The following is a 15,813-nucleotide window of genomic DNA, read 5'->3' as shown; positions in this document are numbered from 1 at the left end:
ACCGCACCGCGGTCGTCTCCGCGCTCACCTACCATCCCCGCCCCGACGGGGCCAACGGCCGGGCAGGCGCCTACACCATCGCCACCAGCACGGACGGCGCGGCATTCGGTGCACCGGTCGCCGCGGGCACCTGGCGGGACGACGACACGGTCAAGACCGCCACCTTCACCCGCACCGCGAACGCCCGCTTCATACGCCTGACCGTGACCACCGAGGCCGGCGGACGCGGACCGTGGACCTCGGCCGGGGAGATACGCCTCAGCGGACCGGCGAACCCGGCCGTTCACGGCGCCTGGGACCGGATCACCGGCTTCCCCCTGGTGCCGGTGGCCACCGCCGCCCTGCCGGGCGACAAACTGCTGGCCTGGTCCGCCTACGCCGTCGACCGCTTCGGCGGCAGCAACGGCTACACGCAGACCGCGATCCTGGACCTGAAGACGGGCAAGGTCACCCAGCGACGCATCGACAACACCGGCCACGACATGTTCTGTCCCGGGATCGCGATGCTGGCCGACGGCCGCGTCCTGGTGACCGGGGGCAGCAACGCGGACAAGGCGAGCATCTACGACCCGGCAACCGACGCCTGGTCGGCCACCACGCACATGAACACGGCCCGCGGCTACCAGGCCATGACACTCCTGTCCACCGGTGAGGCCTTCGTCCTGGGCGGCTCCTGGAGCGGAGCCGCGGGCGACAAGGCCGGTGAGGTCTGGTCGCCGGGCACGGGCGCCTGGCGGCCGCTCCCGGGCGTTCCCGCCTCCCCGGCCCTGACGGCCGACCCGGCGGGACCGTACCGCGCCGACAACCACATGTGGCTCCACGCCACTTCGGGCGGCAAGGTGCTCCAGCTCGGTCCGAGCAAGCAGATGAACTGGATCTCCACCAGCGGCCAGGGCAGCATCACCGCCGCGGGTCCCCGGGCCGACAGCGGCGACGCCATGACCGGGAACGCCGTCGCGTACGACATCGACAAGCTGCTCACCCTGGGCGGCTCACCCGCCTACGAGAAGACCCCCGCCACCCGGCGCGCCTACACCGTGGGCATCTCGGGAGGCCGGGCCCAGGCCGCCCGTACAGGAGACATGGAGTACGCGCGCGGCTTCAGCAACAGCGTCGTCCTGCCCGACGGCAAGGTGGCCGTCTTCGGCGGACAGGCCTACCCGGTGCCGTTCAGTGACGCGACCTCCGTCCTGACCCCCGAGTTGTGGGACCCGGCCACCGGCGGCTTCACCCCGCTCGCCACCATGGCCGTTCCGCGCAACTACCACAGCGTGGCGAACCTGCTGCCGGACGGGCGGATCTTCTCCGGAGGCGGGGGACTGTGCGGTGACTGCGCGACCAACCACCCGGACGGGGCCGTCTTCACACCGCCGTACCTGCTCAACGCCGACGGATCGCCGAAGCCGCGTCCCGTCATCACCGCAGGCGTTCCCCCCAGGGCAGCCCCCGGCGCATCGCTCACGGTGAGCACCGGGTCTCCGGTGGCGTCCTTCGTCCTGATGCGGGCCGCGGCCGCGACCCACTCCACCGACAACGACCAGCGCCGGGTCCCGCTCGTGTCCAAGCCCGCGGGCACGGGCGCGTACGCGGTGTCCGTCCCCGCCGACCCCGGGGTGGTCCTGCCGGGCACCTACATGCTGTTCGCCCTCGACGCGCAGGGGGTGCCGAGCATCGCCCGGTTCCTCACCATCTCCTGAGCCACGCGGTAGTCCCCCCGGCGTCCCGTAAGCCCCGTACGCCCCGTACGCTCCGAACCGCTCAGACGGGCCTTGCCGCGCTGCGGAACGAACGCCGGTAGCTGTCCGGAGGGACCCCGACGATCCGTTTGAACTGGCGCCGCAGCGTCGTGGCGGTACCCATGCCGGTGGCGAGGGCAACCGCCTCGATGCCCTGGTCGGTGGCCTCCAGCAGCTCCTGGGCTCGGCGTACGCGCTGGGTCAGGAGCCACTGGAGCGGCGTCTGCCCGGTCACCGACCGGAACTGGCGTCCGAGATGGCGCGGGCTCGTGTTCGCACGTCGTGCCATGTCGGTCACCGTCAACGGCTGGTCCAGCCGCTCCTGGACCCAGGCGAGCAGGTGGGTCAGCGTGTGGTCGCCCGTGACCTGCACCGGCGTGGCCACGAATTGGGCCTGGCCACCGGCCCGATGGGGCGGCATGACGAGGCGACGGGCGACCGAGTTGGCGATGGCGGCGCCGTGGTCGAGGTGGATCAGGTGGAGGCAGAGGTCCACGGCGGCGGCCTTGCCCGCGGCCGTGAGCACGTTGCCGTTGTCCGTGTACAGCACGTCCGGGTCGACCACGGCCCGCGGATGGCGTGCGCTCAGCTCCGCGGTGTGCGCCCAGTGGGTGGTGGCCCGCCGGCCGTCGAGCAGGCCTGCGGCACCGAGTACGAACGCGCCGGTGCAGAGGGAGGCCACCCGGGCCCCCGACGCGTGGGCCGCGCGCACGGCTTCGACCAGCTCCGCCGGCGGCGGGTCGTCGATGTCGGCGCAGGCCGGCACGATCACCGTGCCGGCGCCGACCGCGCGCTCCAAGCCGTGGTCGGGCTCGACGGTGAACGGACCGACCTGTACCGGTCCGGGCCCGCAGAGCAGTACGTCGTACCAGCCCTGCGCGGCTTCGCGCGGGGGATTGCCGAAGATCTCGCAGGCCACCGCGAGCTCGAAGTGCAGCAGGTGACCGGCGGTCAGCAGCGCGACGGTGGGCGTCTTGGAGGCCATGTCCGAAAGTGTACGGGTGATGTCGTTCCGGACCATCACGGTCGGGTGCCGCCTGCGCCGAGACTGGTCCCATCAGCACATCGAGACCGGGGGAACCATGAGTACAGCGGGTGCGGTAGTGGTCTACGGCGCGACCGGGCACACCGGTCGCTTCGTCGTCGCCGAACTGCGAAGGCGTGGCTTCGCCACCCTCGTCTCCGGCCGTGACGCGGCGCGGCTGGAGGCGCTGGCCGCGGAGCGGGGAGACGTGGCGGTCCGGCCGGCCACCGTGGACGACGCGGCCTCGCTGGACCGGGCCCTGGCCGGTGCCGCGGCCGTCGTCAACTGCGCCGGACCGTTCGCGGTGACCGCGGGGCCGGTCGTCGAGGCGGCCTTGCGCGCCGGGATCCCGTACCTCGACGTCGCCGCGGAGATCGAAGCGAACGTTTCCACGTTCGCCGACCATGCGGAAGCGGCCCGGAAGGCCGGCACACCCGTGCTGCCGGCGATGGCGTTCTACGGTGGACTGGGCGACCTGCTGGTGACCGCGGCGTTGGGAGAGCGGACCACTGCCGATGTCGTGCACGTCGCGTACGGGTTGAGCAGCTGGCATCCCACGCCGGGCACCCGGGCGGCCGGGCAGGTGTCCCAGCGGCGTCGCGCGGGCCGCCGGGTGCGGTTCGCGGACGGCGCGCTGCAGTACCACGACGACGAGCCGTCGCAGCAGGAGTGGCCGTTCCCGGAGCCGCTGGGGCGAAGGGCGGTGATCGCGGAGTTCACGATGGCCGATGTCGTCACCGTTCCCAGCCATCTGGCCGTCCCCGAAGTCCGCACGTACATGACGGTGGAGGCCGCGAGGGACCTGGCCGAGGAGGACACCCCGGTGCCGGAGCCGGTCGACGCGCTGGGGCGGTCGGACCAGACCTTCCTCGTCGACGTCCTGGTCCAGGCGGGTGGCGTCCGGCGCCGCGCGAGGGCCCGGGGCCGGGACATCTACGCGGTCACCGCACCCCTGGTGGTGGAGGCCGTCCAGCGCATCCTGGCCGGGCGCACGCGGACCACGGGCGTGGCCTCGGCCGGCGCGATGTTCGACGCGGCGGACTTCCTCCGGGCACTGGAGCCGAACCTGTCGGTCGAGCTTCCGCAGCACCCGTACTGAGGGCGGTGTGGTGCTCCCGCGAGCGGTGTGGTGCTCCCGGTGGCGGCCTCTCGGCGCCGCCACCGGCGACCTCCTCCAGGCCCGCGATACGGTCGAAGGCGCGACCCGGCCGGACGCTGCCGTCCCGGATGCCGGGCGGCAGCCCAAGCACCCGGAGGAAGCCCATGCAGACCGTCACGCTGAACAACGGCGTCGAGATGCCGGTCCTCGGCTTCGGCGTCTACCAGATCCCGCCGGAGCAGACCGAGCAGGCCGTCACCGACGCCCTGGCCGCCGGCTACCGGCTCCTCGACACGGCCGCCGCCTACGGCAACGAGGAGGCCGTCGGGCGCGCCGTCGGGAAGAGCGGCATCCCCCGCGGGGAACTGTTCGTCACCACCAAGGTGTGGATCCAGGACGCCGGCGAGGAGAACACCCGCCGCGCCTTCGAGCGGTCGCTGCACAGACTCGGCCTGGACTACCTCGACCTGTACCTGATCCACCAGCCGTTCGGCGATGTCTACGGCTCCTGGCGTGCCCTGCAGAACCTTCACCGCGAGGGCCGCGCCAAGGCGATCGGCGTGTCCAACTTCTATCCCGACCGGCTCATCGACCTCATCGACCACAACGAGATCACCCCCGCGGTCAACCAGATCGAAACCCACCCCTTCTTCCAGCGCACCGCCGACCAGGACCTGATGCGCGAGCGCGGCGTTCAGATCGAATCCTGGGGGCCGTTCGCCGAGGGCCGGAACAACCTCTTCTCCCACCCGGTCCTCAGCGGCATCGGCGCGGAGCACGGCAAGTCCGTGGCGCAGGTCGTCCTGCGCTGGCTCGTGCAGCGGCAGGTGGTCGTCATCCCGAAGTCGGTCCGCGCCGACCGCATGGCGGAGAACATCGACGTCTTCGACTTCGAGCTCACCGACGACCAGATGGGCCGTATCGCCGCCTTGGACACCGGCAGTTCCCAGTTCTTCGCCCATTGGGATCCGGCCGTCGTCAGCCGGCTCGGCAACGCCCGTACCCACACCTGACCGCGTACGCGGCCCTCCGGGCTCGGCGGCGGCGCCTCCGCGGGTGTCCGAGGCGTCAGCGCGGCGGCAGTTGGTCGTAGGTCTTGAAGGTGTAGGTGGCGGACAGCGTCATCGCGTTCCCCTGCACCGCCGGGAGCCCGAGCCGGTCGTTGACGAGACGGCCCAGCGGGCCACAGCCCTCGGCGGCCGGGGCGGTGAAGAGATCGTCCTTCGCCTCGAAGGCGATGACCGGCGGGTTCTTCGAGACCCACCGGGAGTCGCCCACGCGCTGCAGGCGGAGCTCCAGCGGGGCGTCGCCGCCGATGACGCAGCCCTGCGGCAGCAACGGGCTGACGGCGCGGTAGCGCAAGGTGAACAGGCCCAGACTGTTGCCGACGGAGTAGAAGTCGGACCGGCCGCCGTACTCGGGCTGCAGGGACAGGGAGAGCAGCTGATGGCGGCCGTCCCCGGCGGGGTTGCCGAGCAGACCGCCGGGAACGGGTGTCGGCGCGCTGCGCAGCGCGCCCCAGACCTGGCCCCTGCTCCCGTCGGGCATCGGGCCCTCGGCGTGGGTCAGGGTCATCGGCGCGAGCGCGGGGACGTACCGGCTTCCGAGGGTCATCGACCCGGTGGCGGTCAGGACTTCGCACTTCCAGCGGGTCGCCTCGACACCGGCCGGGAGGTCCGGGCAGTCGCTGAAGTCGTACGAAGGGACGGGAGGCGCCTCGGCGGCGGCCGCGGGCACGGCTGCCGCAGCGGCGGCGGTGGCGGCGAGAGCGGCGGCAGCGGCAAGCCCTGCGGACCGGCGGCGGACCGTGGAAGGGTGCTGGTCAACGGTGGTCTTCATGCCCCTCACACTGCCGCCCCGCCCATGGCGCCGGCCATGGGGAAGCCCCTCACCGGACCCTGACCCGGCCCTGACATGACGTCAGGGCCGGGTCATGGCCCGTCCGACCGCTTCGTCGCCCGGGTCGGCCACGGGGACCTCAGCGCCTCCCCGGCGAACCGAATGGGGGGTTTACCCCGTTTACCCTCTGTTGTTCGCGGTCATGAGTGGAACATCTGTTGCCTGGATACGGAGAGACGATGACTGCGAAGCAGCCGCTTGAGGAAAACCCGGACGCGACCGCCGGCGGTGGCGCAGTGCCCGGCAGGCCCGGGCGTGAGGCGCCGCCCCTGGCGGAGCCCACCGAACCGACCGGGCCGCTGCCTCCCAAGCCGGATCAGAGCGGTCCCGAGACGGTCAGCCCCACCGGCCAGCCCACCGGTGCGGAACAGGCCCGCAACGCCCAGAGCGGGGCGTATCTGACCACGGCGCAAGGTGCCCGGCTCCACGACACCGACCACTCGCTCCGGGCCGGTGCCCGGGGGCCGGTGCTGCTGCAGGACCACCACCTGCGCGAGAAGATCACGCACTTCGACCACGAGCGCATTCCGGAGCGGGTGGTGCACGCGCGCGGCGCTGCGGCGCACGGCGTGTTCCGGGCCTATGGGACGGCAGAGTCCGTGACCAAAGCGGCCTTCCTCGCCAAGGACGCGGAGACACCGGTGTTCGTCCGCTTCTCCACCGTTCTCGGCTCCCGGGGGTCGGCGGACACGGTGCGCGACACCCGCGGGTTCGCCACCAAGTTCTATACCGAAGAGGGCACCTTCGACCTGGTCGGCAACAACATCCCCGTCTTCTTCATCCAGGACGCCATCAAGTTCCCCGACATCATCCACGCCGGGAAGCCGCACCCGGATCGGGAGATCCCGCAGGCGCAGAGTGCGCACGACACGTTCTGGGACTTCGTCTCCCTGCACACCGAGGCCACCCATCACACCCTGTGGAACATGTCCGACCGGGGCATTCCCCGCTCCTACCGGATGATGGAGGGGTTCGGCGTCCACACCTTCCGGCTGGTGGACGCCGGTGGCGCGACGACGCTGGTGAAGTTCCACTGGAAGCCGAAGCTCGGCGTGCACTCGATGGTCTGGGAGGAGGCCCAGATCACCAGCGGAACGGATCCCGACTTCCACCGGCGCGATCTCGCCGACGCCATCGAGGCGGGGGCGTTCCCCCAGTGGGAACTGGGCATCCAGACCTTCCCCGACACTCCCGACCAGACATTCGAGGGCATCGACCTCCTCGATCCCACGAAGATCGTGCCGGAGGAGCTCGCGCCCGTGCAGCCCATCGGGCTGATGACGCTGAACGCCAACCCGGTCAACTACTTCGCCGAGACCGAACAGGTCGCCTTCCACCCCGGCCACCTCGTCCCCGGCATCGACGTCACGGACGATCCGCTGCTCGCGGGGCGGCTCTTCTCCTACCTCGACACGCAGATCAGCCGCCTGGGCGGGCCGAACTTCGGCCAGATCCCGATCAACCGCCCCCAGACCCCCGTCAACGACATGCTGCGCGACGGAATGCACCAGACCGCCGTACACGCCGGGGCCGCCCCCTACCGGCCCAACTCGCTCGACGCGGGCTGCCCCTTCCTCGCGGGGGCCGACTCCGCTGCCTTCATCGAGGCACCCGTCGAAGTGCCCGCCGCCCGCAAGGTCCGTGAGGCGCCCGCTTCGTTCGCCGACCACTTCACCCAGCCCCGCCTGTTCTGGCGCAGCATGACGGCGGTGGAGCGCGAACACATCATCGCCGCCTACACCTTCGAGCTGAGCAAGTGCTACGAGCAGGCCGTGAAGGTACGCGTACTGGGAGTCCTCGCCAACATCGACCCGGACCTGTGCGCGCAGGTCGCCGCCGGGCTGGGGCTCGCGGCGCCCGCCGCCACCGTCCCTCCGGCGGACGTCGAGCCGAGCCCCGCCCTGTCGCAGCTCGGCCGGTCCTGGCCGACCGACGGCCGGGTCGTCGGCATCGTGGCCGACCCGACCACCGACCTGGACGGCGTGCGCGCCACGCGGGAAGCGGTGCTGCAGGCGGGCATGCTGCCCCTCGTCATCGCCCCGACCGGCGGCACGCTCGGCACCGGGGCCCACCCGGACCCGATCACCGTCCAGCGCACCTTCGCCAACGCCCGCTCGATCGAATTCGACGCCCTCCTGTTCTCCGGGACCCCGCAGGCCGGCGCCGACGCGCACGGCGCCCGCGACGCGAAGGCCGGCGGTCCCGCGAACGGCAGCGCGGACCCGCGCGTCCTGATGCTGCTGACCGAGGCCTACCGCCACGGCAAGGCCATCGGCGGCTGGAACGGCAGCTCCCCGCTCCTCGAAGCGGCCGGCATCGCGGCGGACCAGCCCGGCATCGTCCTCGAACAGGACGGCCCCACCGCCCTGGCAAAGATCACCCGCCTGCTGTCCGACCACCGCGTCTGGCAGCGCTTCCCCGCCACCGTCTGACAACTGTCCGGTACGGCCCTCTTGCGTGCCGGTGCGCCCATGGGATCTTGGTCCCACGGCCGCACCGGCACGTGCCGAGGCGTGCCCTGGCCCTCCCCCGTCTTGCGTGTCCGCGCGGACGTGGGATCTTGGTCCTACGGGTGCGCAGCGAGCGCCGAGGCGCCCGCCGGCGCTCCCGCCGCCCACCCGACGTGAACGGGGGACCCTCATGGGTCGTCGTCTCCTTGCCCTCACCTGTTGCGCAGCCGCCGTATCAGCAATCGTCTCCGCGGCGGCGCCGCCGGCCAGCGCTGCGGACGGGCCCGCCTTCCTCGATGCCCGTGAGCTGCCGCCGCAGGCGGGCACGGCGTGGCATGCCGGACCGGTGACCTCCGGTACGCCCGACCCGCTGCCGTTCTGCGTCGGCGAGGCGCTGCCGGGTGCCACGTCGCAGCACCGGGCGTTCCGGACGGACGTCGACACCAACGCCGTCCAGGTCACGGTGGTCGAGCGCGACGAGACGCATGCGCGGTCGCTGGCCGCGCTGCTCAACGCGGCGGTGAAGAGATGCGCGGAGCGGGCGGAGCAGCAGGACCCCGATGTGACGGCCGAGTGGCGCGACTTCGGGCGCGTCGACGCGGAGGACGGTGCGAGCGTCCAGGGCGTACGCACCGCGCATGCGTGGACCGGCAATGACGTCCACCTCTTCGCGGTGGGCCGGGACGGGCGAACGGTCACCGTGGTGCACTGGGGTCGCATGGGCACCTTCAAGGACGCCCCGGTGAACCCGTTCAAGAAGACCACGCGCACGGCGGTGGACAAGCTCTACCGCGGCTGAGGGAGCGGGCGCCACGCTCAGCCGGCGGGATGTCCGACGGCAACCTCACCCGGCAGAACGGCCTTTCGACGGCCTGCCGAACGGCTGGGCTCCGCTCAGCCGAAGAGCGGGAAGCGCCCGGCATCGGGGCCCAGGGCCTGCCGTTCGGCGGGCGTCAGAGAGGTGCGGCCGGTGGCGGCCCGGGCGTAGTGCTCGTTGCTCCAGTCCACCGGCACCGGGCGACCCAGCAGACCGTCCAGGGTGGACCGTACGCAGGCCAGCCCGGCCGCCGAGGTACCGGGAGCGCCGGGGAGCTCGGCCACGAGGTCGAGGTGATGGAGGGTCGCCTCGACGGCGAGGGTGGTCATGAGGTCGCCGGCGGTCAGGACGTGGCCCTGGGTCGAGATGCGGAGTGCGGCGGGGGTCACGGCGGCAGCCGTCACGGTGGCCGCTGCCGTCTCCAGGTACAGCTCTCGCAGTTGGCGGAAGTCCAGGAACATACTGGCGCTGACACGGGCCCAGCGTCGGCCGTTCGCCGCGCCCGCGGAGTCGGGCCGCCAGTCCTGCCAGTAGGTCACGGCGTCCCTGTCCACGGGTCCGGACGAGGGCGTGTGCAGGGCCACCAACCCGCGCTGACAGTCCATGAGGCAGTGGAAGACCAGGTCCCGGACGGCCCACCCCGTGCAGCCGGTGGGCAGCCAGGACTCCTCATCGCCCAGCGGCTTCACGGCGGCCGCGAAGGCCCCGTAGGCGGCGCGCAACACCCGTAGTGGTGTCTCCCGGCCGGCCGGCGGGCGGGGGACGGCCCAGGACCCGGCCGCCCCAACGGCCGGGTCCTGGTGCTGAGCCCGCTCGCCCTCGCTCACCACCAGCGGATGCCCCCAAGTCGCCGCCGCTAACAGGATCCGTAGGCGCCCGTCAGGCGTCAGGCCCCCGGAGCCGGGATGTAGGCGAGCCCGTGTGCTCCCGGCTCTCCCGCGCGGTCGACGTGGAGCGTCGCCACCGCCTCCATGCGCGCCAGGTCCACCACCGTCACCGTGCTGGACGAGACCGCCGCGACGTAGCCGCACCTGCCGTCGGGTGACGAGGTGATGGTCAACGGAAAGGCGCCGACCTCCACGCGCCCGCATTCTGTGCCGTCCTTCCCGTACACGTGCAGGAGGCCCGGGGCCTGCTCCCCCAGCCCCGACCCGCCCGCCCGCATGCGCAGTTCTCCGGCGAGCACCAGATCCGTGGCGGTGACGTGGACGGGGAAGACCAGGCCGTCCGTCCGGTGCGTCCGGACCAGGGCGCCGGTGGCCGTGTCGATGACGCGCACACCGGCATCGGGCACCGGCCCGGTGACCGCGAAGTCGCCCTTGGGGGCCGCCGCGTAGACGAACCGTCCGTCGCGCGAGGCCGCGATCCCCTCGCTCCCGGGGACCTCGATACGGCCGGCCGGGCCGCCCGAAGCGATGTCGACGACCGAGAGGAAGGGCGCCTCCTTGTTCGCGCTGTACGCACGGCTGCCGTCCGGGGTGAGCGCGAACCAGTGCGGACCCGGCGCGCCGACGGGCAGTCGGCGCACCGGCTTGAGGGAGTCCGCGTCGAGCGCCACCAAGGCGCCCTCCTCGGCGCCGTGCGCCTCGACGCTCACCCACAGGAAATCGCCCGACGGGTCCAGGGCGATGCCGTGCGGGGCGCGTTCCGGCGCGAGGTCGACGATGTCGAGGATCCGGCGCCGGTCGGGGTCGATCACCACGAGCTCGTGGGCGCGGCCGCCGTTGGCGTGGTAGTAGCCGGACCGGTACGTGATGGTGGCGTACAGCCGCCGCCGTACTGGGTCGAAGCACAGCTCGTGCGGCTCGCTCGGAACCTCCAGCACGGCGAGCCGGCGGAAGTCCGCCGCGTCGAAGAAGGTGACCGTGGGGCCGCTCTGGCTCGCCACGGCGAGTACGTCCGTGTCCTTCTGGGTCTCTGTCATGCCCACAGGCTGGAATGCCGGGCGGATTAACTCCAGTGCAGATATGGCAAGGTGTGATTGCGTGGAGCGAAAAGAAGCCGGTCGCACGGGAACGGGCGGACCGGCCTGTGAGGGGGGACACAGCGCATGGACGGACTCGACGGGCAGTGGGACCTGAATCTGCTGGTCGCCCTGGACGCGCTGCTGGAGGAGGAGAGCGTGACGGGGGCCGCCGCCCGGCTGCACGTGTCCGCGCCCGCCATGAGCCGCACGCTCGGGCGGATCCGTACGACCCTCGGCGACCCCGTGCTCGTACGCGCCGGACGGCAGCTCGTCCCCACGCCGCGTGCCGTGGAGCTGCGGCCGCGGGTGCACGCCCTCGTCCACGAGGCACGCGCCCTCCTCGCCCCCGAGCCGGTGGCCGACCCGGCGCGGCTGGCCCGTGATTTCACCGTCCAGGCGGGCGAGATGGTGCTCGCCGGACTCGGCGCCCGGCTCGTCAGCGCCGTCGCCGTCCAGGCGCCCGGCGTCACCCTGCGCTTCATGCCGGAGGCCATGGAGGGCACGCCCGCCCTGCGCGAGGGCCGGCTCGACCTGGAAATCGGCGTCATCGGCCACCCCGACCCGGAAACGCGGATCGAGTCCCTCGGCCGGACCCGCCTCCTCGCCGCCGTACGCGCCGGACACCCGCTGGCCGGCCGGAAGACGGTGACCGCCCGGGCCTTCGCCGCAGCCGGCCACATCGGGGTGTCCCGGCAGGGGCGGGTCCGGGGTCCCATCGACGACCGGCTCGCCGAGATCGGGCTGCGCCGCCGGGTGGCGGCCGTCGTGCCCAGCTGGAGCGCCGCGCTCTTCCTGTGCCGGGAGACGGACCTGGTCTGCCTGGTCCCGGCCGACTCGGCGACGCACCACCCGGACGTCCTGGGGCTGCACACGTTCGAGATACCGCTGGAACTCCCTCCCCTGACCGTCGGCATGGCCTGGCACCCCCGCAACGATGCCGACCCGGCACACGTATGGCTCCGCGAACGGGTCCGCGAGAGCGGGCGGACCAGCGGCTGGACTGCGGCGGAGTAGGGCAGGGCAGGGCCGGGCAAGGCCACTTCACCCTGCCGGTGCGGGGGGGGTAGCCCCCGCTGGGGCGGGGCGGGTAGCCGGATCGCCGTGGGCCGGCGCATCCGGACATGCTGGGACCGGCACTTACCGCTGGATTCCCAACATATCCACAGGAGTTGGCCCGTGCGTGAGCAAACAAGGCAGAGGTTCCGTCCTTCCGGCGGGCTGCGGGGCGGTCGGCGCAGAGCGCTGTCGGCCGCGGCCGCCGTGGCCCTGGCCGCGATGGCCACAGGTGCCTTGGCGCCGCCCGCCGCCGCGGCCGCGGGCGGCGCCAGGCCGGACACCGTCCAGCAGGGCGTGAACGCGCTGGTGCGCTCCGACGGCCTGCCCGCCGCGCTGGCGAGCGTCAAGGACCGCGAGGGCCGTACCCGCACCTACACCGCAGGGGTGGGCGACCTGGCCACCGGCTCCAAGGTGCCCAAGGACGGCCAGGTGCGGATCGGCAGCAACACCAAGGTGTTCACCGCGGTGGTCGTACTGCAACTGGTCGGCGAAGGGAAGATCGGCCTCGACGCAGCGGTCGACACCTATCTGCCCGGACTCGTGCGCGGGGAGGGGATCGACGGACGCCGCATCACCGTGCGCCAACTCCTGCAGCACACCAGCGGACTTCCCAACTACACCGAACATCTGGGGGACGACATACGGTACTTCGAGCCCCGCGAACTCCTCGACATCGCGCTCCGGCACAAGGCGGACTTCGCCCCCGGGACGCAATGGCAGTACAGCAACACGAACTACGTGCTGGCCGGCCTGATCGTCCAGAAGGTCACCGGCCGACCCCTCGCCAAGGAAATGGACCAGCGCATCATCAAGCGCATCGGGCTGCGCCACACCTACTTCCCCGCCCCGGGAGACACCACCATCCGGGAACCCCATCCCCGTGGCTACTACCGGGCTTCGGCGGACGCGCCCCTGCGCGACGTCACGGACATGGACCCCTCCTGGGGCTGGGCGGCAGGCCAGCTGATCTCCACCACCTCCGACCTCGACCAGTTCTTCACCGCGCTGCTGGCCGGCCACCTCCTCCCGGCGGCCCAACTGGCCGAGATGCGCACCACCGTCCCCGCCGAGTACTTCGGCTCCGGCGCCCGCTACGGTCTGGGGCTCGTGAGCAAGCCGCTGTCGTGCGGCGGCGTGTACTGGGGCCACGGCGGCAGCATCCCGGGATACGAGACCCGCGGCGGCGCCACCGACGACGGCCGAGCCGCCGACGTCGCGGTGACCGTCCAGGGGGCTGACGAGTCGGCCATGGAGCGTGTCGAGGGCGTGGTGGACACGGCCCTGTGCCGCTGACCCGCGCGGCGGCCCGGACCGGGCGCGGGCAGGGGCCCACCGGCCCGCACCCGGGTCAGCGCGAACTTCTGGACCTCGTTGTAGCCCTTGGAGGCGATGCCGAGGATGTCCTTGTACGGGTTGACCCCGGTGGCCTTCTTGGCGCTGCCGCCGAGGAGGCCCCCGCCCACCCCGCTGACCAGGCCGTGGCCGGAGGCCAGGGGCTCGGCGGCCGCGCCGAGGACGCTCTTGGGCAGGCCCGCCATGTCGGCACCCGGACGGCCGAGCATCCCCGGAGCAAGACCGTTTGAGCGCGCGGGGCACCCGGCGGACGGGGTCGGCGGCCTGGGCAGCGTGCCCTACGCTCGCGGGCGGCGGCCCGCCCAGGCCACCAGCCGGTCGATGGCCGGAGCGTCGTCGGGGACCGCCACGACCTCGCCGAAGGGCACCCGGCCGCCGCGGGATTCGGCCGGCAGGGCGCGGCGTACGACGGCGAGCAGCCGCTCCGGCATCGCCGGGTCCCACTGCGGGTGCTGACCGGTCGCGGTGGCCAGGTCCCAGGTGTGCACGGTCAGTTCGTGGGCGTAGACGGACGCGGCGATCGCGCCCGGCACCACGCCGAGCGGCAGGCGCAGCGGCTTCTCAAGGATCGCGGAGTCGGCCCACACCGCGGCGACTTCGCGGGCCGCCGGCTCCCAGGCGCCCGCCCACTCGCCGTCCGCGAGCTCGTCGGCGAAGGACGGCACGCTGAAGGGGTCCTCGCCACGACCGATCACCGAGATGCGGCGCACCACGGCGACGAGGTGGCTCGACAGCCGCCGGACGTCGAACTCCTCGCAGGGGGTCGGGGCGTCGTACTGGTCGGGCCGTACGGCGGCGAGGGTGCGGCCGGCCAGGTCGACGGCCGCGGCCAGGTCCAGGCGGGGGTCGACGGGGGTGGAGGAAGACACTGCGGTATCGGTGAGCTGCTTGTTTTCGTTCATGAGCCCATCCTGGACGCCAAAGTGGCCACCCTCTGGCCTCTTTTCCTCGATCTTCGGGGAGAATGTCGCGCAAGCGCGGACGAGGGGTGCGGTGGTGGGTGATGAGAGCGGACCGTCTGGTGGCGACCCTGCTGTTCCTCCAGGAGCGGGGACGCGTCACGGTCCCCGAGGTCGCCGCCGAACTGGAAGTGTCCGAGCGGACGGCGCGCCGTGACCTGGAGGCACTGGCCTCCGCGGGCATCCCCGTCTACTCCCAGCGGGGGCGCGGCGGCGGCTGGTCGCTGGTCGGCGGCGCGCGGACCAACCTCACCGGGCTCACGGCCGACGAGATCAGGGCGCTGTTCCTGGTCACCGGCCCCCTGACGGCCACCCCCGAACTGCGCACCACCCTGCGCAAACTGGTCCGGGCGCTGCCGCCGACCCTGCGGGCGGATGCCGAGGCCGCCTCCCGCGCCGGGGTCACCGACGGCACGGACTGGTCCCGTACGCCCGTCACGGCCGAGGCCGGGCACCGGGCGGCGCTCCAGCGGGCGGTGGTCGAGGGGATTCGGATCCGCCTCGGCTACGAGAGCGTGGGCAAACCTGCCGGGGAGCGTCTGGCCGACCCCCTCGGCCTCGTCGCGAAGGCGGGCGTCGAGTACCTCGTCGCCGGTACGGACAAGGGTTTGCGGACCTTCCGCCTCAGCCGGGTCACCTCGGTCGAGCTGACGGGCGAGGCGGTGGTGCGACCGCCGGGCTTCGATCTGGCCGCGGCCTGGCGCAGGCTGGCCGAGGAGGTGGAGCAGCGCCTGTACGCGGTGACCGCCCGGGCCCGGGTGGACCCCGGCGCGCTGCCCCTGCTGCAACGGCTCTCCGGCGGCCGGCTGCGGGTCGGGGATCCGCTGCCGGACGGCTGGACGGAGGTGTGGGTGGACGGCCCGGCACCCCAGGCCCTCGCTGCACACCTGTCCGGGCTGGGCGCGCGGATCGAGGTGCTGGAGCCGCCGGAGGTGCGGCGGCGGCTGGCCCGGCTGGGTGCCGAACTCACCGCCCTCTACGCACCGGAGGCGGCCCGCGGTTCGGCGGACAGGTAACCGCGGCCGAACCGCCCCTCACCCGGCTCCGGCCGTGCCCTCAACTGGAGTTGGCCGGCGGCTGCCAGCCGGGCCACACCACCGCGGGGTAACGGGGAGCCCGCCGCCTCTGGGCTTCGCGCAGGAGGAAGACGGCTCCTGAAACCAGTGTCGCGGTGAACGACACCCCGATGACCGCCGCCCCCCAGAATTTGACGGCTCCGATCACGCCGAACCACAGCGCTGCCGAACCCGCCGCCAGGACCGGCAGCAGCGGGAGCCTGACCCTCAGCGACACCCTGCGGCTCAGCGCGACGAAGGCGTACCCGAGCACCGCGCCCGGTGTGACGGCCACGATCAGGCCCACGAACATGAAGACGAGAAGAGCGATGACCACGGCGTACAGACCTCCGGATTCACGGTGAAACAGTCACCAGGGCAGGCGGATCCGCATCCCGC

Annotated in this window: 14 protein-coding genes; 8 read left to right on the top strand and 6 right to left on the bottom strand. The window is 72.7% G+C overall.

Features of this window, described 5'->3' with window-relative positions; translation table 11 throughout:
- On the top strand, nucleotides 1-1,697 hold a 1,697-nt coding region (locus AC0666_RS12295; protein ID WP_478707553.1), incomplete at its 5' end, for a galactose oxidase-like domain-containing protein.
- Nucleotides 1,698-1,758: 61 nt separating this feature from the next.
- Here AC0666_RS12295 and AC0666_RS12290 read toward each other — a convergent pair.
- The gene (locus AC0666_RS12290) at nucleotides 1,759-2,721 is read right to left on the bottom strand and encodes a helix-turn-helix domain-containing protein (RefSeq protein WP_468963896.1); all 963 of its coding nucleotides are present in this window, start codon (nucleotides 2,719-2,721) and stop codon (nucleotides 1,759-1,761) included.
- Nucleotides 2,722-2,818: 97 nt separating this feature from the next.
- Here AC0666_RS12290 and AC0666_RS12285 point away from each other — a divergent pair, with 97 nt between their 5' ends.
- Both AC0666_RS12285 and AC0666_RS12280 read left to right on the top strand, forming a co-directional pair.
- Complete coding sequence (locus tag AC0666_RS12285) at nucleotides 2,819-3,859, top strand: saccharopine dehydrogenase NADP-binding domain-containing protein (RefSeq protein ID WP_478707552.1); 1,041 nt, start codon at nucleotides 2,819-2,821, stop codon at nucleotides 3,857-3,859.
- A gap of 164 nt (nucleotides 3,860-4,023) precedes the next feature.
- Nucleotides 4,024-4,872 (top strand): aldo/keto reductase, encoded by an 849-nt coding sequence (locus AC0666_RS12280; RefSeq protein WP_468963894.1) that lies wholly within the window; start codon nucleotides 4,024-4,026, stop codon nucleotides 4,870-4,872.
- 55 nt (nucleotides 4,873-4,927) lie between these two features.
- On the opposite strand, the gene AC0666_RS12275 is transcribed toward AC0666_RS12280, so the two are convergent.
- Entirely contained in the window at nucleotides 4,928-5,698 is a 771-nt protein-coding gene (locus AC0666_RS12275; RefSeq protein WP_478707551.1) for a hypothetical protein, read from the bottom strand.
- Between the two features lie 239 nt (nucleotides 5,699-5,937).
- Between AC0666_RS12275 and AC0666_RS12270 the strand changes: the two genes are divergently transcribed.
- Complete coding sequence (locus AC0666_RS12270; RefSeq protein WP_478707550.1) at nucleotides 5,938-8,190, top strand: catalase; 2,253 nt, start codon at nucleotides 5,938-5,940, stop codon at nucleotides 8,188-8,190.
- A 208-nt stretch (nucleotides 8,191-8,398) separates the two neighbouring features.
- Nucleotides 8,399-9,007 (top strand): hypothetical protein, encoded by a 609-nt coding sequence (locus AC0666_RS12265; RefSeq protein ID WP_478707549.1) that lies wholly within the window; start codon nucleotides 8,399-8,401, stop codon nucleotides 9,005-9,007.
- A gap of 95 nt (nucleotides 9,008-9,102) precedes the next feature.
- Here AC0666_RS12265 and AC0666_RS12260 read toward each other — a convergent pair whose 3' ends face one another.
- Nucleotides 9,103-9,750 carry a maleylpyruvate isomerase N-terminal domain-containing protein gene (locus AC0666_RS12260; protein ID WP_478707548.1) on the bottom strand — a complete coding sequence of 216 codons (648 nt, stop codon included), beginning with the start codon at nucleotides 9,748-9,750 and terminating at the stop codon, nucleotides 9,103-9,105.
- A gap of 161 nt (nucleotides 9,751-9,911) precedes the next feature.
- Nucleotides 9,912-10,949, bottom strand: a complete 1,038-nt coding sequence (locus AC0666_RS12255; protein WP_478707547.1) for a YncE family protein — start codon at nucleotides 10,947-10,949, stop codon at nucleotides 9,912-9,914.
- Between the two features lie 126 nt (nucleotides 10,950-11,075).
- Here AC0666_RS12255 and AC0666_RS12250 point away from each other — a divergent pair, with 126 nt between their 5' ends.
- Nucleotides 11,076-12,005, top strand: a complete 930-nt coding sequence (locus AC0666_RS12250; protein ID WP_478707546.1) for a LysR family transcriptional regulator — start codon at nucleotides 11,076-11,078, stop codon at nucleotides 12,003-12,005.
- A gap of 162 nt (nucleotides 12,006-12,167) precedes the next feature.
- Nucleotides 12,168-13,340 (top strand): serine hydrolase domain-containing protein, encoded by a 1,173-nt coding sequence (locus AC0666_RS12245; RefSeq protein ID WP_478707545.1) that lies wholly within the window; start codon nucleotides 12,168-12,170, stop codon nucleotides 13,338-13,340.
- A 338-nt stretch (nucleotides 13,341-13,678) separates the two neighbouring features.
- Here the strand turns inward: AC0666_RS12245 and AC0666_RS12240 are convergent, their stop codons facing one another.
- Nucleotides 13,679-14,302, bottom strand: a complete 624-nt coding sequence (locus AC0666_RS12240; RefSeq protein ID WP_468963885.1) for a TIGR03086 family metal-binding protein — start codon at nucleotides 14,300-14,302, stop codon at nucleotides 13,679-13,681.
- 101 nt (nucleotides 14,303-14,403) lie between these two features.
- Here AC0666_RS12240 and AC0666_RS12235 point away from each other — a divergent pair, with 101 nt between their 5' ends.
- Nucleotides 14,404-15,375, top strand: coding sequence for a helix-turn-helix transcriptional regulator (locus tag AC0666_RS12235; RefSeq protein WP_468963884.1), 972 nt, complete (start codon nucleotides 14,404-14,406; stop codon nucleotides 15,373-15,375).
- Nucleotides 15,376-15,415: 40 nt separating this feature from the next.
- Here the strand turns inward: AC0666_RS12235 and AC0666_RS12230 are convergent, their stop codons facing one another.
- Entirely contained in the window at nucleotides 15,416-15,751 is a 336-nt protein-coding gene (locus AC0666_RS12230; RefSeq protein ID WP_478707544.1) for a hypothetical protein, read from the bottom strand.
- Nucleotides 15,752-15,813: the final 62 nt, after the last annotated feature.

Source organism: Streptomyces sp. NPDC043680, assembly GCF_056436685.1.
Note: the sequence above shows the minus strand (reverse complement) of the source record. Positions and strands in the feature narration are given on the sequence as shown.